Origin of the sequence: Streptomyces sp. NBC_01298, from assembly GCF_035978755.1 — a bacterium.
In the GTDB taxonomy this organism is placed as follows: Bacteria; Actinomycetota; Actinomycetes; order Streptomycetales; family Streptomycetaceae; genus Streptomyces.
In genome coordinates this window covers 2,053,232-2,070,554 of record NZ_CP108414.1, presented here as the reverse complement: position 1 = coordinate 2,070,554, position 17,323 = coordinate 2,053,232, and the positions used below count along the sequence as shown (strand labels likewise).

11 protein-coding genes are annotated in these 17,323 nt (G+C 73.0%); 7 read left to right on the top strand and 4 right to left on the bottom strand.

Annotation, left to right across the window (positions count from 1 at the left end):
* Positions 1-131 precede the first annotated feature (131 nt).
* The 4 genes from OG730_RS09320 (at position 132) to OG730_RS09305 (ending at position 9,105) form a co-directional block, all read left to right on the top strand.
* Positions 132-3,935, top strand: coding sequence for a S8 family peptidase (locus tag OG730_RS09320; RefSeq protein WP_327303792.1), 3,804 nt, complete (start codon positions 132-134; stop codon positions 3,933-3,935).
* Positions 3,936-5,832: 1,897 nt separating this feature from the next.
* Complete coding sequence (locus OG730_RS09315) at positions 5,833-6,678, top strand: protein phosphatase 2C domain-containing protein (RefSeq protein WP_442814864.1); 846 nt, start codon at positions 5,833-5,835, stop codon at positions 6,676-6,678.
* A 72-nt stretch (positions 6,679-6,750) separates the two neighbouring features.
* Positions 6,751-8,493: a pyruvate dehydrogenase gene (locus OG730_RS09310; protein ID WP_327303791.1), complete on the top strand. Its 1,743-nt coding sequence runs from the start codon at positions 6,751-6,753 to the stop codon at positions 8,491-8,493.
* A gap of 147 nt (positions 8,494-8,640) precedes the next feature.
* Positions 8,641-9,105, top strand: a complete 465-nt coding sequence (locus OG730_RS09305; RefSeq protein ID WP_327303790.1) for an ATP-binding protein — start codon at positions 8,641-8,643, stop codon at positions 9,103-9,105.
* A 62-nt stretch (positions 9,106-9,167) separates the two neighbouring features.
* On the opposite strand, the gene OG730_RS09300 is transcribed toward OG730_RS09305, so the two are convergent.
* Together OG730_RS09300 and OG730_RS09295 are read right to left on the bottom strand one after the other, a co-directional pair.
* On the bottom strand, positions 9,168-10,289 hold the full coding sequence (locus OG730_RS09300) for a DUF2637 domain-containing protein (protein ID WP_327303789.1): 1,122 nt from the start codon (positions 10,287-10,289) through the stop codon (positions 9,168-9,170).
* 360 nt (positions 10,290-10,649) lie between these two features.
* Positions 10,650-11,537, bottom strand: a complete 888-nt coding sequence (locus OG730_RS09295; RefSeq protein WP_327303788.1) for a (2Fe-2S)-binding protein — start codon at positions 11,535-11,537, stop codon at positions 10,650-10,652.
* A gap of 116 nt (positions 11,538-11,653) precedes the next feature.
* On the opposite strand from OG730_RS09295, the gene OG730_RS09290 reads away from it, so the two are divergent.
* Positions 11,654-12,328 (top strand): GntR family transcriptional regulator, encoded by a 675-nt coding sequence (locus OG730_RS09290; protein ID WP_327303787.1) that lies wholly within the window; start codon positions 11,654-11,656, stop codon positions 12,326-12,328.
* 579 nt (positions 12,329-12,907) lie between these two features.
* On the opposite strand, the gene OG730_RS09285 is transcribed toward OG730_RS09290, so the two are convergent.
* Positions 12,908-13,678: a hypothetical protein gene (locus tag OG730_RS09285; RefSeq protein WP_327303786.1), complete on the bottom strand. Its 771-nt coding sequence runs from the start codon at positions 13,676-13,678 to the stop codon at positions 12,908-12,910.
* A gap of 203 nt (positions 13,679-13,881) precedes the next feature.
* Complete coding sequence (locus OG730_RS09280; RefSeq protein WP_250744165.1) at positions 13,882-15,561, bottom strand: PucR family transcriptional regulator; 1,680 nt, start codon at positions 15,559-15,561, stop codon at positions 13,882-13,884.
* A 254-nt stretch (positions 15,562-15,815) separates the two neighbouring features.
* On the opposite strand from OG730_RS09280, the gene OG730_RS09275 reads away from it, so the two are divergent.
* On the top strand, positions 15,816-16,712 hold the full coding sequence (locus OG730_RS09275; RefSeq protein ID WP_250744166.1) for an FAD binding domain-containing protein: 897 nt from the start codon (positions 15,816-15,818) through the stop codon (positions 16,710-16,712).
* Positions 16,713-16,714: 2 nt separating this feature from the next.
* Positions 16,715-17,323, top strand: a complete 609-nt coding sequence (locus OG730_RS09270) for a (2Fe-2S)-binding protein (RefSeq protein WP_250744167.1) — start codon at positions 16,715-16,717, stop codon at positions 17,321-17,323.

The following is a 17,323-nucleotide window of genomic DNA, read 5'->3' as shown; positions in this document are numbered from 1 at the left end:
CATCGCCGCACCTGGCGCCCCTCTGCCAAGGTGGCGCCACCGCAGCACCAACATCCGCTGGCCAGAAGCCATTTACGCGGCGATTTCGCCGTGCAATGCAGTAGTTGGCCGGAATTCACCTGGGGAGAGCGATGCGCCCGATATCGCGTACGGCACTGGGAGCGGCCATCGCGGCCGTCCTGGCCGTCACGGCCGTGGGCCCGTCCACGGCGCAGCCGAGCGACGGAGCGTCCGGAGCAGGGTCCGGCACGGCGAAGAAGCCCCTCACGGGGAGCCAGGAGGCGGCGAAGCAGCCCACCGGCCCCGTCACGGTGACCCTGGTCACCGGCGACCGCGTCCTGGTGTCCACCGACGCGCAGGGCCGTACGGCCGCCACCGCGATGCCCCGCGCGGACGGCTCGCAGCCGATCGTGCAGACCCGCCAGGCGGGCAAGGACCTCTACGTGTACCCCGAGAGCGCGGTCACGGCGCTCGCCGCGGGCAAGGTCGACGAGGAGCTCTTCAACGTCACCGGCCTGATCCGGCAGGGCTACGACGACACGCACGCCAAGAAGCTCCCGCTGATCGCCGTGTACGAGCGCTCCGCGAGCCTCGCGCGCAGCACCCCGCCCGCTCCGCGCGGCGCCGAGCAGAAGCTGGTCCTCGGCTCCATCGGCGGCGTCGCACTCGCCGCCGACAAGGAGAAGGCCGCCGACTTCTGGGCCGACGTCACCGGCGCGAACGTCAGCCCGCACGCCCGGTCGGCCGCCTCCGCCCCGCTGAAGAAGCTGTGGCTGGACGGCAAGGTCCAGGCGAACCTGGAGCGTTCCACCAAGCAGGTCGGCGCCACCGCGGCGTGGGCCGCCGGATTCGACGGCAAGGGCACCAAGGTCGCCGTCCTCGACACCGGCACCGACCTCGAACACCCCGACCTCAAGGGCCGCGTCGCCGAAGCCAAGAACTTCACCGACTCGGACACCGCCGAGGACCGCCAGGGTCACGGCACCCACACCATCTCCACCGTGGGCGGCTCCGGCGCCGCCAGCGGCGGCGCCAAGAAGGGCGTCGCCCCCGGCGCCCAGCTGCTCAGCGGCAAGGTCCTCAACGACTCCGGCTACGGCCTGGACTCCTGGATCATCGCGGGCATGCAGTGGGCCGTCGACAGCAAGGCCGACGTGATCTCCATGAGCCTGGGCGACCCCTCCCAGCTCTCCTGCGACGACCCGATGGCCGCGGCCACCGAGGCGCTGGCCCAGAGCAGCGACAGCCTCTTCGTCATCGCCGCCGGCAACGCCGGCCCCGGCAACAACACGGTCTCCTCGCCCGGTTGCGCGCCCAGCGTGCTGACCGTCGGCGCCGTCGACCGCGACGACACGACGGCCTCCTTCTCCAGCCGCGGCCCGGCCGGCCTGAACCACACCCTCAAGCCCGAGATCGCCGCCCCCGGCGTCCAGATCTCCGCCGCCAACATGGGCGGCCGCGGGGTGTACGCGTACCAGTCCATGTCCGGCACCTCGATGGCCACCCCGCACGTCGCGGGCGCCGCCGCCATCGTCAAGCAGCGCCACCCCGACTGGACGGCGCAGCAGATCAAGGCCGCGCTCGTCGGCTCCGCGAACACCGCGGTCCCGGGCGACGTACGGGAGACCGGCGGTGGCCGGCTCGACGTCAAGGCCGCCATCGGCGCCACCGTCACCAGCGCCCCCGCGGTGCAGGGCGGCACGTACAACTGGCCGCAGGACCGCAGCGACCGCACCGGCGTGGAGATCCCGTACACCAACACGGGCAAGAAGCCCGTCACGCTGAACCTCTCCGTGGAGAAGGTCACCGGCAACGACGGCTCCGCCGTCCGCAGCCAGGTCGCGCGTCTGGACAAGCGCACCGTGACCGTCCCGGCCGGCGCCACCGTCAAGGTGCCGCTCGCCCTGGACCCCGCCGCGAAGCTGGAGCGCTCCCAGTACGGGGACGTCACCGGCCGCGTCATCGCCACGGCGAACGGCGAGCACGTCTCCACCCCCTTCTCCCTCTACGTGGAGCCCGAGACGGTCACGGTGCGCGTCAAGCTCATCGACCGCGCGGGCAAGCCGGCCGCCGGCCCGTCCTCCCTGGACCTGATCGGCACCGACGACGCCACCGGTGAGCGCCGCTTCAACGAGGGCGCCGTGGACCAGGTGTACCGGGTCCGCCCGGGCTCGTACTTCCTCTCCGCCTTCGTCGGCACCCCCGACGCCGGCGAGGGCGACCGGATGTACGACTCGCTCACCTACCTCGGCCGTCCCCAGACGGAGATCAAGAAGGACACGGTGATCGTGCTGGACGCCCGCAAGGCGGCCAAGCTGAGCATCGCCACCGACAAGCCCACCGAGGCGCGCGCCACCACCCTCGCCTTCTCCCGCTCCTGGGGCGCGGAGGGCTGGCAGCACGCCGGCACCGCCATGGGCGGCCGGACGATCCGCGGCTACTACGCCTCGGTCGACGGCAAGGCCGAGGAGGGCGACTTCGAGTTCGGCAGCTACTGGCGGGCGGCCGCCCCGCTGCTCTCCGAGCTGAAGGTGAAGGGCGGCCGGGTGCTGCACCCGATCACCGCCTCCACCGGCAGCGAGAACCTCGACGGAACCGGCAGCGCCCCGCTCGTCAACGCCGGTTCGGGCACGCCCGAGGAGTTCGCGGCCGTCGCCGCCAAGGGCGCGATCGCCCTGGTCAAGGTGACGGACGAGACCATGGCCTACGAGATCTCGCAGAACGCGAAGGCGGCCGGCGCCAAGGCCGTCGTGCTCTACCGCGAAGCCCCCGGCCGCTGGCAGGCCTTCGGCGGCTACGCGGGCGGATCCCTTCCGCTGCTGGCCGTCGAGACCGGCGAGGGCCAGGCCCTGCTGGACAAGATCGTCAAGGGCGGGGTCACGCTGACCTGGAAGGGCACCGCGAAGAGCCCGTACGTCTACAACCTCGCGCAGATCGAGAAGGGCCAGGTCCGCGGCGACCGCACCTACCGGGTGCGCGACCGCGAGCTCGGCGCCGTCGAATCGGCCTACCAGTCCATGGGCGTCGCCGCCGACTACATCGACGTGACCGGGGCCTACCGCCCGCAGGGCGGCGCCGTGTACTTCGGCTCCATCGACACCGTCGCGGTACCGGGCAAGCGCACCGAGTACTACTCCGCCGGGGACACCGCCTGGGACCACATGGTCTCCAGCAGCTTCCCGTGGGGCGAGTTCATGACCGACCAGCACCGCACGTACAAGGCGGGCTCGAAGCGCGCCGAGAACTGGTACGACGGGGTCATCGGCCCGGTGGCGCCGCGCGACACCGCGGGCAAGGAGCAGCTGGCCGCCGAGCGGCAGGGCAACCTGATCGGCTTCTCCTCCGCGATGTGGGGGGACACCGGCCACTACGCCCAGCAGGGCGGCTTCGGCGACCTCGGCAACGTCTCGCTCAAGGTCGACGGCGAGTCGCTGGGCGACACCGGCTACCCGTTCGGGGCCTTCGAGGTCCCGGCCGGCGAGGCCACGTACGAACTGACCCAGCAGCTGGAGAAGGTCGGCCAGCCGTCCCGCACTTGGCAGCGATCCTCCGCGATCCAGACCACCTGGACCTTCCGCTCGAAGCTGGACGAGACGCAGTACTCGCAGGCGCTGCCGGTCATCTTCCCGCGGATCTCCGCCCCGCTGGACGGCATGAAGACGCTGGCCGCGGCCAACGGCCAGCGGATCGGCCTCTCGGTCAGCGGGCACGCGGGCTACGCGCCCGGCGCGCTCAAGTCGGCCAAGCTGTCGTACTCGTACGACGAGGGCGGCAGCTGGACCGAGGCGAAGGTGAGCGAGCGCGGCGGGCAGTGGACCGCGACCGTGGACCACGCCGGAGCCGCGGGCAAGCAGGTCATGCTCAAGGTCGAACTGACCGACAAGAACGGCGCCACCGTCACCCAGATGGTCGCGCGGGCGTACGACATTCGCTAAGTCGTACGACATAGAGCAGGGGGGTCCATCGGACGGCGGTCCGATGGGCCCCCCTTTTCCTGCGTTCGCCGGATTTCGGTCGCGCCGGAGCCCGACAATGAGGGCCATGAGTCAGCGGGACGCGGGCGCGGATGACTGGTGGCAGAAGCTCTACGAGGACCCCGACGGGGGCCCCGAACCCGACCCCCGGGACACCCTGGAACACCGCTTCCGCTCGGCGGCGGTCCTGGTCGCCCCGACCCCGGTACCGGCCCCCCGGGCGACCCCGGACCCCCTGACGGAACCCGCCGCCCAGGCTCCGGCGGAGCCGTCGCCGCTGCCCGCGGCGCAAGCGGAGCCACGCGTGGCTCCTCCCGGGCCGGAGGGGGCCGTGCCCGCTCCCCGGCCCGCTCCTGGCCCGGCTCCGGAGGCGGCCCCGCCCGCTCCCCGGCCTGCGCCGTCCGTGGCCGTCGGCGGGGCGGCGCCTGGGGTGGAGGCGCTGCCGCCGGCGGCTGCTGCTCCTTGGCCGGAGTCGGGGCCGTCGGTGGTCGTTGGTGGGGTGGCGCCTGGGGTGGAGGCGGAGCCGCCGGTGGCTGCTGCTCCTTGGCCGGAGGCGGGGCCGTCGGTGGCTTTTGGCGGACCGGCGCCTGAGGTGGAAGCCGAGCCGCCGGTGGCTTTTGGCGGGGCGGCGTCTGAGGCTGAAGCGGTGCCGCCCGTGGTCGTTGGCTGGCCGGAGGCGGAGCCGCCGGGGCCGCTTCCCCGCGCGGAGGACGCGTACGGCGGCTCGGTGCTGCCTCCGCCGCGGGATCCGCGGGAGGGAGGCCAGACCTGGTACGCCCTCGGCAGCGTCACCGTCCCGCCCGCGCTGCCCGCCGAGGAGTCGGGGGACCCGTCCGACTGGAGCTGGGGCCCACGGGACGACGTACCGCCAGCGGCTACGCCCCCGGCGGATGCCGGATACGACCCCGAAGGCACGCACGCCGGAGCCGGGCACCCGGGGCCTGCCGCCCCGGCACCGAGTGCGAGCGCGGATGCCGGGCGGAGCCCCTGGACGGGGCCGGGCACCAGCTCACTCCCGGGCCCGGGCCCGGGTTCCGCTTCCGCGCCCGATCCGGACTCTGCCCCGGCTTCGGGGGCCGACCCCGGGCTCGATTCAGGCTCGGGCCTGGATCGGGGTTCAGGCCAGGGCTCCGACTCAGGCTCGGGCTCCGGCGCGGGCCTCGGTACGGGCACAGACTCCACCTCCGGTACGGGCGCGGGCCTCGGCCTGGGGACGGCCGGCTCCGACAGTGGCCTTGGCTCCGGCACGGGCTCCGACTCCGCCTCCGGCGCGGGCGCGGGCCTCGGCCTGGGGACGGCCGGCTCCGACAGTGGCCTTGGCTCCGGCACGGGCCTCGGCACGGGCTCCGGCGCCGGGTTTGGCTCCAGCTCTGGCCCCGGCCTTGCCTCCGGCTCCGGTACGGCCGCGGGCCTCGGCCTGGAGACGGCCGGCTCCGACGGTGGCCGTGGCTCCGGCTCCGGCGCGGGCGCGGGCCTCGGCCTGGGCGCGCCCCGCGGCTCCGACAGTGGCACGGGCCCCGGCACGGGCGCGGTACCCGGCCCCGGCTCCGCCCCGAGCTCCGGCCCCAGCTCCGGCTCCGGCCCCGGCTCTGGCGCCGCCTCCGGCACCGGCCCTGGCGTAGATCCGAGGTCCGGACACGGCACCGGTTCGGATCCAAGGTCCGGTCCCGAAACCGGGTTCGCGCTTGGGTCGCATCCCGGTTCCGGAACGGGCTGGGGTTCCGCGCCCGCGCCCGGGGGCGGTGCCGATGCGGGCCTCGCGGCGGGCTCCGGGGCCGGGGCATGGCCCGGGCCGGATCCTGGGGCTGCTCCGGAGGCCGGGCACGGGCCCGGGCAGGGGGCCGGGGGGCCGCGGCCCGTGGTGGCGTACCTGGGGGATCGGCCGCCCACCTACGCCGCCGAGCCCATCGCGTTGCCCGCCGCCGACCCCGCCGGGCTCGGCTCGCTGACGCCCGACACCGTGCTGGAGGGGGCCCAGTACGGCGGCTACACGCTGCGGGCCGCCTCCGTGCGCGGGGACTCCGCCCGGTTCCGGGGCGAGGCACGGCGGGACTACCTGCTCACCGCCCGCTTCGGCACCGGCCCCGACGCGCTGGTCCTGGTCGTGCTCGCCGGCGGGGACCGCTCCGCACCCGGGGCCGCCGAGGCGGCCGCCGAGGTGTGCCGCTCCGTCGCCGCGGCCGTCGGGCGGAGCCAGGAGCGGCTGTCGCAGGACATCCGCGACGGCCGCCGCGAAGCCCTGCGCTCGGGGCTCCAGCGGCTCACCGACCGCGGCTACGGGCAGCTGCGCGCCCGCGCCGCCGAGCTGGGGCTCCCGGAGGACGGTTACACGGCCGGGCTGCGCGGACTGCTGCTGCCGGTGGACCCCGGCTGCCGCACCCGGATCTGCTTCGGCGCGGGCGCGGGCGGGCTGTTCCGGCTCCGGGACGGACAGTGGCGGGACCTGGAGGAGCCGGGACCGGCGTCCCCCGACCGGGCCGCGTTCCGCTTCCGGGCCTCCGTGGCCCGCCCCGGCGACACCCTGCTGCTGTGCTCCGGCGGCCTCGCCGACCCGATGCGCGAGGAGCGGCCGCTCTCCGCCGAGCTCTCCGCCCGCTGGGCCGACGCACCCCCGCCGGGCCTCGCCGCCTTCCTCGCGGACACCCAGCTCCGGCTCAAGGGGTACGCCGACGACCGGACGGCCGCCGCGGTCTGGGAGGCGTAACCCGGCGGATCATGCGTGGATGGGAGGCGCACGCGGCAGAGCCGAACCGGAAAAGGGAAGGGTGCCCCCTCCATGGCCAAGCAGAACGTGGCGGAGCAGTTCATCGACATCCTCGTGCGCGCCGGCGTGCGCCGGATGTACGGAGTCGTCGGGGACAGCCTCAACCCCGTCGTCGACGCGATCCGCCGCACCGGCGGCATCGAGTGGATCCAGGTGCGCCACGAGGAGACCGCAGCCTTCGCGGCCGGCGCCGAGGCCCAGATCACCGGGTCCCTCGCCGCCTGCGCGGGCTCCTGCGGCCCCGGCAACCTCCACCTGATCAACGGGCTCTACGACGCCCACCGTTCCATGGCGCCGGTCCTCGCGCTGGCCTCCCACATCCCCTCCTCCGAAATCGGCCTCGGCTACTTCCAGGAGACCCACCCCGACCGGCTGTTCACCGAGTGCAGCCACTACAGCGAGCTGATCTCCAACCCCCGGCAGATGCCCCGGGTCCTGCAGAGCGCCATCCAGCACGCCATCGGGCGCGGCGGCGTCGGCGTGGTGTCGCTGCCCGGGGACATCGCCTCCCTGCCCGCCCCGGAGCAGAGCGTCGAGCAGGCGCTCGTGACCGCGCGGCCGACCGTACGGCCCGGCGACGGCGAGATCGACAAGCTGGTCCGGCTCATCGACGAGGCCGACCGGGTCACCCTGTTCTGCGGCAGCGGCACCGCCGGCGCGCACGCCGAGGTCATGGAGTTCGCCGGCCGGGTCAAGGCGCCGATCGGCCACGCCCTGCGCGGCAAGGAGTGGATCCAGTACGACAATCCCTACGACGTCGGTATGAGCGGGCTGCTCGGCTACGGCGCGGCCTACGAGGCCACCCACGAGTGCGATCTGCTGATCCTGCTCGGCACGGACTTCCCGTACAACGCCTTCCTCCCCGACGACGTCAAGATCGTCCAGGTGGACATCCGGCCCGAACACCTCGGCCGGCGCTCCAAGCTGGACCTCGCGGTCTGGGGCGACGTACGGGAGACCCTGCGCGCGCTGAACACCCGGGTGAAGGCCAAGACAGACCGCCGGTTCCTCGACCGGATGCTGAAGAAGCACGCGGACGCGCTGGAGGGAGTGGTGAAGGCGTACACGCGCAAGGTGGAGAAGCACACGCCCATCCATCCCGAGTACGTGGCCGCCGTGCTCGACGAACTGGCCGACGAGGACGCCGTGTTCACCGTGGACACGGGCATGTGCAACGTATGGGCGGCGCGCTATCTTTCCCCGAACGGAAAGCGCCGCATCATCGGATCCTTCAGCCACGGCTCCATGGCCAACGCCCTTCCGCAGGCCATCGGCGCACAGTTCACCGATCGCGGACGTCAAGTGGTGTCGATGTCGGGCGACGGCGGTTTCTCCATGCTGATGGGAGATTTCCTCACCCTGGTGCAGTACGACCTCCCCGTCAAAGTGGTCCTCTTCAACAACTCATCGCTCGGTATGGTCGAGTTGGAGATGCTGGTTTCCGGCCTTCCTTCGTACGGAACGACGAATAAGAACCCCGACTTCGCCGCGATCGCCCGCGCGGCGGGCGCGTACGGGGTCCGCGTGGAGAAGCCCAAGCAGCTCACAGCGGCTTTGAAGGATGCTTTCAAGCACAAGGGACCCGCTCTGGTGGACGTGGTCACGGACCCCAACGCGCTGTCGATTCCACCGAAGATCAGCGCCGAGATGGTGACCGGATTCGCACTTTCGGCCAGCAAGATCGTGCTGGACGGAGGGGTGGGCCGGATGATCCAGATGGCTCGATCCAACCTCCGCAACGTGCCGCGCCCTTGAGCCCGGATGCGTGCGGATTCCCCCGGGGGGCATGCATCCCGTAGGCCTGTTCGACCGACGGGCCGTCGGGTAGCGGGGACATGCGGGAGGTACATCGCCGTGCGGGTGGGGGCGAAGGCCGGAAAGCTGTGGCGGAGGGGGCGGCCGGTGCCGCGCGAACCGTCGGCCGAGGACGGGACGGCGGGGGACGCCTCGGGGATCACCCGCAGCGTGCGGCGGGCCGATTTGAAAGCCGTGGGAGAAGTCCGCAGGGACTTAAGGGAGTTGATGCGTCACCGGTGCCGTACGGAGGCTGCCGAGGTGGCCGAGCTGCTGATCACCGAGCTCGTCACGAACGCCCTCGTCCACACGGATCAGGGCGCCGAGATCTCCGCGACGCTCGCCGACGACCGGCTCCGGGTGGAGGTCCGCGACTACGCCGCCCGCCGGCCCCGGCCGCACGTACCGTCCGCCGACGACGGTACGCACGGCAGGGGGCTGGTGCTGGTGCAGTCGCTCGCCGACGCCTGGGGCGTGGACGCGCTCGGAGTGTCGCTGGGCGGCGGCAAGGTGGTGTGGTTCGAACTCGTGTGGTTCGAATTCGACGGAGCGAAGGAGGCGGGGCCCGCCTGAGTGACCGGGCGGACCCCGCGACGCGCTTCCCGGACGGGCCTGGGCCCGCCGCATCGGCGGCGTCAGCCGAACTGCTGCTCCAGGTCCTTCAGTTTGCGCTCCAGGGAGTCGAGTCGGGGGAGCGTCTGCGTGTCGTCCTCGGCGGTGAGGTCCACCGTCCGGGGGCCGGCGGCCGTGGCGGCCGACTCGGTCCTGTCGGTCCTGTCGGTCCTGTCGGTCCTTTCGGTCCTATCGAGAGGGTCGGTTCCGCTCACGGCCTGCAGGGAGGGCCGGCGCCGTAGCGGCAGCTGTCCGGATTCCGCTATGGCCGGCTCCGCGCCGACCGGCGCGGAGCCCGCTCCGGGGGCCAGCCCCGGCACCTCGACCTGACGGGCCCGGGCCACCCGCCCGAACGCCCGGTTCTGACGGCCGAGCGCCTTGATGTGCGCCCGGTCCAGCCGGTGTTGCTCCCGCCGGCGGTGCCGGTCGTTCTCCTTCTCCTTCTTGTCCTCGCGCACCTCGTCCACGGCCTCGTCCAGCGTGCGGACCCCCTCCAGCAGCATCAGCGACCACGCGCCGAAGGTCTCCCGGGGTGCCCGCAGCCAGCGGACCATCCGGATCTGCGGCAACGGCCTCGGAATCAGGCCCTGTTCGCGCAGTGCGGCCCGGCGGGTCTGCTTCAGCGCGCGGTCGAAGAGCACGGCCGCCGACAGCGACATGCCGGAGAAGAACTGCGGAGCCCCGTCGTGGCCGAGACCGCGGGGGGCGTGCACCCAGTTGAACCAGGCGGCCGCTCCCGCGAACAGCCAGACCAGCATGCGCGAGCCGAGGGCCGCGTCGCCGTGGCTGGCCTCGCGGACGGCGAGCACCGAACAGAACATGGCGGCGCCGTCGAGGCCGAAGGGGACCAGGTACTCCCAGCCCCCGGACAGGTTGAGGTTCTGCCGGCCGAAGCCGACCAGCCCGTGGAAGGAGAGCGCCGCGGCGACCGCCGCGCAGCAGAAGAGCAGGACGTAGGAGGCGGTCCCGTAGACGGCTTCCTTGCGCCGCCTCCGTTCCTCGCTGCGCTCCCAGCTGTCCTCGGCCGCTCCGGCCTTCTCGCCTTCGCGCTTGCCCCGGGCCAGTACCGCCACTGCCGCAAGTACGCCCAGGATCAGCAGGCTGCCGGGCAGCAGCCAGTCCAGCGATATGTCGGTCAGTCTCATGCGGTTGTCCCTTGCCTCGCGTATGCGGCTGTTCGGCTTGTGGCCGGTGCGGCTTTCCGGGCGCCATAGTGGCGCAGCCGGTGAGTCGTACACGCGGGTTTCGGGGCAAGTGGACGCCAACGGGGGGCGGAGCCCGCCGGATAGGGTGTTGCGGATCGAACTCCCGCTCGCACATGGCGGGTTGAGTTCGATTTCGGTCAGCCGGACGGGTGGGTTGAGGCGGTGGAGGCGGCGGCGCGCAAACTCGGTGGCGGCCGTACGTCCGGGCGGATGACACCGGCCGACCGTCGGGGAGGTCCGGGCCCGTCGGATGCCGCCCACCCCTGCGCACCCTGGCGCCGTAGGGACGGACTGCGGCTCTCAGCTGTCGGCCGTCAGGCGTGCCACGCGGTCCTCGTCGCAGGTGCGGGGGCAGGTGACGCAGGTGTCGTCCGGGCGGATCGTGTAGAAGAAGCAGCAGCTCGCCCGGTTGCGGGTGGGCAGCTGCCGGCCGTCCGGGGCTTCGAGGGTCCGGAAGCCCGCGCCTCCCGTGTACGGGGCGGTCGAACCCGGGAAGAGCCGGTCCAGCTCGCGCATCGCCCGCTGCTCCTCGGCTTCGCCGAGCAGGTTGGCCACGTACCAGAGGCTCTCGACCACGTCGTCGGTCACCATGCCCCACAGGGCGCGCCGCCCGCGCCGCGTCCGCGGGCCGAAGCCCTCCACCACCGGTTCGAGGTGCAGGGCCACCGCGGCCCGTACCTCCGCGCGCAGCGCGTCCTCGTCGGGCACGACCCGGGCCCCGGGGAGCGCTGCCGCCGGGTCGTCCGGCAGGCATGCGAAGGAGTGGACGCGGACGGCCATCCGGCCGTCGGTCCGGTGGAAGGACACGGCTTCCGGGGGCAGGAGCGGCACGCGCCGGTCCAGGAACCAGGGAGCCGTGAACAGCAGACAGGCCTCCCACGCGTACCGGTGCAGTCCGAAGCCCGCCACCACGTCGGGCCGACCCGGGCGCCCGTAGTCGCGGAGCATCTGCGCCTCGTCCCACGCGAGGAACGTCTCCAGGGCCTCGCCGCCCGCCGCGAGCTCGTCCGCGCCGACCCACCCCACACCGCGGGGGGAGGGTTCGTGCGGGGCGAGTTCGGTGACGCGCAGTCCGCCGTAGGCGGTGGTCAGCCGTGCGTACGCGTCCGCCACCGGAGAGCCGGGCGGGGCGGGGGTGCGGACGGGCTGTACGCGGCTCTGGGCGGGCGCGTCGGCTGTGATGGTCATGACGAACCCCCCAAGCACGCGATCGTTAACAGGTAAGCCTTACCTTATCTGATCTTCGTGGGGTGTGGGAAGGCGGGCTATTCTTCGGGGGCAGGTCGAAACCCGTGGAGGACCGAGTGCGCGATACGGCCCGAGCCCGGGTACCGGAACAGCAGGACCGCAAGCAGGACCGCAAGGTCGTACGGCACTCCGTGCGCGGGCAGGTCCTCGACGCCCTGCGTGCGGCGCTGCTCGCGGGCGAGCTGGAGCCGGGGGAGATCTACTCGGGCCCGGCCCTGGGGGAGCGGTTCGGGGTCTCCGCGACGCCCGTGCGCGAGGCGATGCAGCAGCTGGCGCTGGAGGGGGTCGTGGAATGCCTCCCGAACCGGGGGTTCCGGGTCCTGACCCGGACCCCGGGGGAGCTGGCGGAACTGGCCGAGGTCAGGGCGCTGCTCGAAGTCCCCGTGATGCTGCGGCTGGCCCGTACGGTGCCGGCGGGGGCCTGGGCCGCGGTGGTGCCTGCGGCGGCTGAGGCGGAGGCGGCGGCGGCCGCGGGTGATGCGGCGCGGTATGCGGATGCGGACCGGGCGTTTCACCGTGCGGTGCTCGGGCTGGCCGGCAACGCGCAGCTCCTGCTGGTGGCGGAGGATCTCCACCGGCGCTCGCAGTGGCCCCTGCCGGGGCCGCGGCGGGTGCGGCGGGCGGAGCTGGTGGCGGATGCGGCGGAGCACTGCGCGGTTGTGGCCGCGCTGTCTTTGGGTGACGTGGGGGTGGCGGAGTCGCTGATCCGCGCCCACTTCGGGTCTGCCTGAGCCGATGCTGCCGGGGACGCTGTCCCCGGGGCCCTGCGCCTCAAGCGCCGGCGGGGCTGGGGTTGTGCCGGTGTGGCGCTCGCTGCGGGTGGGGGGTCGGTGCCGGGGGCGGGGTGGGGTGTCGGCCTGGACTGCATGATTTAGGCGCCCTGTGCCGTACTTCGACAGTAATCCCGAGTAGTGCGCCACACATCACGCTTTACGTCCCGGCCAACACCCCACCCCGCCCCCGTCCCCGACCCCGGCACGCAGCCCCCGACCCCGGCTGGGGGATATTTCAGGCCGCCCGCGCCACTCCAGCCCTCCGGCGTTTGAGGACCGGGGTCTGGGGCGGAGCCCCAGGGGGTCCGGGCGCAGCCCGGGGCCCCTGCTCTTCAGCCGGTCCGGCGTGCCCGGACCGGGGTCCGGGCAGCGCCCGGGGAACGGTGGAAGGGCGGGTAGGGGAACTCCGCCCCGCAGGGCCGAGCCACCCGCACCCGCCCACCGGGCCCCGCGCCGGGACGGCGGAGGCGAGCACCCCGCCGGGTCACCGACGGACGGAGTCCCGCGCAGCGGTGCGTCGAGGAGGAGTCCGGCGCGTCAAGAAGGTGTAGGGGCTGGTGCGGGGTGGAGTTGGTCGGCCAGCCATGTGGGGATGCCGCCCAGGAGGTGGAAGAGGCGGCGGGCCTCGGCGCGGAGGCGGGCGGCCTCCGGTTCCGGTTCGGCTTCGGCCAGGGCCGCCAGGGCGGGTGCCGTGCCGATCAGGAAGCCGAGGTCCTCCCGGATGCGGAGGGATTCCGCGAAGCCCTTGCGGGCCTCGGCGACCTCGCCGTCCCGCAGGGCCAGCGCCGCCAGGTGCCGCCAGGTGAAGGACAGGAGGAGGGTGTCGCCGTGGGCGAGGGCGCCCGCGTGGGCCCGCCGGTAGGCCGGCAGGGCCGATGAGGGGGCGTCCGCCAGGTGCTCGGCCACCAGGCCCCGGCGGAAGTCCAGCAGCGGCCGGGTGCGGGAGCCCGGGGACAGCAGCGCCGCCGCCCGCCCCAGGGCCGAGCGGGCCTCGTCGGCCCGGTCGCGTACGCCCAGTACGGTCGCCGCGTACGCCAGGTGACCCCGCTCGCACGCCGCCGCGCCGCGGTCGTCGTCGTCCTGGGACACCGCTTCGGCCACCCGTAGGGCGTCCTCGGCCTCGGCCCAGCCCTGCCCGGTGAACAGGCAGCGTTCGACCAGGAGCCCGGTCCGCTGTACGGCGGCTCCGGCATCGTGCAGGTGCGGCGTCAGCAGGGCCGCCGCGTCGGTCCAACAGCCGCGCGAGCGCAGCCGCCATATCGCCCGCTGGAGGGGGTCGTCTCCCCCGATAGTTCCGGCACTGGACATGGCGGTATCCGCCACATTGCCCTCCCCAAAGCAACCAAGCAGCACGTCGTTGAGCCCTGGGGCGAAATGAGAGCACGGATCGGCGGGTTCGGCCAAGGGGTCGGGTGAACTCTTTCACAAAGTCCGGACGGATCATCAGCCACCCCCGCACGGCCCCCGGTCGGTCCCGACCGGCCCCCCGGCCGGTCAGGCGGTGGATCTTCTCAGCTCATCCGCAGTGCAAGGAAGAAGTCGAGCTTGTCCTCGAGCCGGGAAAGGTCCCGTGCCGTCAACTGCTCGATTCGCCCGACCCGGTACCTCAGCGTGTTGACGTGGAGGTGCAGCCGCGTCGCGCAGCGGGTCCACGAGCCGTCGCAGTCCAGGAAGGCTTCGAGGGTGGGGATGAGCTCCGCGCGGTGGCGGCGGTCGTAGTCGCGCAGCGGGTCCAGCAGCCGGGCCGTGAAGGCGCGGCGGACGTCGTCCGGGACGAACGGGAGCAGCAGGACGTGCGAGGCCAGCTCGTGGTGGCCGGCCGCGCAGACGCGGCCCGGGCGGGCCGCGGCGACCCGGCGGGCGTGCCGGGCCTCTTCCAGGGCCCCGCGCAGGCCCTCGGCGGAGGACACGGCCGCGCTGACGCCCAGGGTGAGCCGGCCGTCGTCGGCGAGTCCGGCCGCCAGGGGGTCCCGTACGGCCGCGAGCAGCGTTTCCGCGTGCAGGGCGGTGTCGGGGCCCTTCTCCTCGCCGGGCTCCCCGGCGGGCGCGGGCAGCGGTACGAGGGCGATCGCCTCGTCCCCGGCGTGCGCGACGGCGATCCGGTCCGAGGGTTCGGGACCCGAGACGGAGGGGTCGACGAGGATCTCCTCCAGCAGCGACTGGGCGACGGGGCCGCCCGCGATGTCACCGCCGTCCCAGTCCACCCGGGCCACGACGACCTGCCAGTGCGGGGCGGCGCCCAGCCCCGGCAGGAGCACCGGCGCGGCCACCCGCAGGCGGGCGGCGATCTCGGCGGGCGGAGCGCCCGTCTGGACCAGCTCCAGGACCTCCTGGGCGAGGCGGCGGCGCACCGTACGGGCCGCGTCGCGGCGGTCCCGCTCGACGGCGATCAGCTGGGTGACGCCCTGGAGCAGGTCGAGCCGCTCGGCGGGCCAGTCGCCGGCGTCGGCCTCGACGGCCAGCAGCCAGTCGGAGAGCACGCTCTCGCGGACGTCCCGGGCCGCCGGACCGGCGGCGCCGCGCCCGTGTCCCCTGATCGGGAAGAGGGAGTACGTAATACCCTGGAGGGAGATCCGGTGCGGTCCCCTGCGGCCCGTCCGGACCGCCGCGAGGTGCTCGCTCGCCAGTGCCGCGCAGATGCCCGGCGCCAGCGGCTCGCCCGCCCCGGCGATCTGCCGTCCGGTGGGCGAGAGCACCCAGGCCCGGAGATCGAGGTCCGTGGTGAGCAGATCGAGCACCACATCGGGTCCGCCACCGGCCGGACCGGAGGTCATGAGCCGCCGATGGCGGTCCACGACGGCCGCGAGGTCCCCGGCACGCTCTCCCGACACCTGCCGCACCACGTACTCGGTGATGGTGGCGAATGCAACGTCTTCGTTTACAGCGAACAACGGGAGACGGTTGCGAAGACACGCCGTGACGAGGTCGTCGGGAATGTCACCCAGCTCCGCCTCGCCGGCCGCGAGCCCGGCCACGCCGGCGCTCGCGAGGATTCGTACGAACGGCTCGGAGTCGGCTGAATTTCGTCTCCAGGCCAGGCCAGTGAGGACCAGTTCCCCTCCGGATAGGTATCGGCTGGGATCCCGTAGGTCGGTCGTCATGACCCCGCGGACCGTCCGGTCGAGTTCTTCCTCGCCGCCCAGCAGCCGCAGCCCCAGCGCCTCGGTTTCCAGCAGTGCGCGCAGCCGCATGATGTCGCCGCCGATCTGTCTCGAATGTTGCCGTTGGAAATCGGGCAGGTCGTCGCATCCTGCCTTTCATACGAATCTACAAGACGAGGGAGGTCCCCAGCCAACTCCTTCATGGTTTCGGTGACTGCACCCGGGGGACGCAGGGCCGGTGTACTGAGTCCACACCGCGTTAACAGCACGTGAACGACCAGTCGAGGGCCCAACGGCCTCCTGGCTTGAAGTGAACGACCCGATTAAGAAGAAGAGAGCCGCACATGGACTTCCTTCGCCCCGCCAGCTGGGAGGAGGCGCTCGCCGCTAAGGCCGAGTTCCCCACAGCTGTGCCGATTGCGGGTGGCACCGATGTGATGGTCGAGATCAACTTCGACCACCGTCGGCCGGAGTACCTCCTGGACCTGAACCGCATCGGTCTCCTGCGGGAGTGGGAGGTCGGCGAGGACGTGGTACGTCTGGGCGCCTCCGTCCCGTACACGCAGATCATGGAGAACCTCCGCACGGAGCTTCCGGGACTCGCGCTCGCCTCGCACACGGTCGCGTCCCCGCAGATCCGTAACCGCGGCGGTGTCGGCGGCAACCTCGGTTGCGCCTCGCCGGCCGGCGACTCCCACCCCGCGCTCCTCGCGGCGGGTGCCGAGGTCGAGGTGGAGTCCGTACGCGGATCCCGCCTGATCCCGATCGACGAGTTCTACACCGGCGTCAAGCGCAACGCGCTGGCCGCCGACGAGCTCATCAAGACCGTCCACGTCAAGAAGGCGGACGGCCCCCAGCAGTACTCCAAGGTCGGCTCCCGCAACGCGATGGTCATCGCCGTCTGCGCGTTCGGCCTGGCGCTGCACCCCGAGACCCGCACGGTCCGTACCGGTATCGGTTCGGCCGCGCCGACCCCGATCCGGGCGAAGGCCGCCGAGGAGTTCCTCAACGCCGCGCTCGAAGAGGGTGGCTTCTGGGAGTCCGGCAAGGTCATCACCCCGTCGATCGCCAAGCAGTTCGGTGACCTCGCCTCCGGCGCGGCCAACCCGATCGACGACGTCCGCGGCACGGCGAAGTACCGCCGCCACGCGGTCGGCATCATGGCTCGCCGCCAGCTCGTCTGGACGTGGGAGCAGTACCGCGGTTCGAACAACGGCCGCTCGCTTGAAGGGGCTGCGTAATCATGCGCGTCAATTTCACTGTCAACGGCCGTCAGCAGGAAGCCGACGACGTCTGGGAGGGCGAGTCCCTTCTCTACGTCCTGCGCGAGCGCCTGGGCCTGCCCGGTTCGAAGAACGCCTGTGAGCAGGGCGAGTGCGGTTCCTGCACCGTCCGTCTCGACGGAGTGCCGGTCTGTTCCTGTCTGGTCGCGGCCGGTCAGGTCGAGGGCCGCGACGTCGTGACCGTCGAGGGCCTGGCGGAGTTCGCCAAGCAGCGCGACGAGCACGGCCACGGCGGTGCCTGCGGCACCGGCGGCGGCTGCGGCAGCAAGGGCGGCGTCACCCTGGACGCGGCCAAGCAGTGGCAGGCCAAGCCGGGCGACTCGCAGACCGGCGAGGGTGTCGAGCTCTCCAACATCCAGCAGGCGTTCATCGACGCCGGCGCCGTCCAGTGCGGTTTCTGCACCCCGGGCCTCCTGGTCCAGGCCGACGCGCTGCTGGAGGAGAACCCCTCCCCGTCCGACCAGGACATCCGTGAGTCCCTGTCCGGCAACCTCTGCCGCTGCACGGGCTACGAGAAGATCCTCGACGCGGTCCGCCTCGCGGCCGCCCGTCAGTCTGAGGCGGTCTGA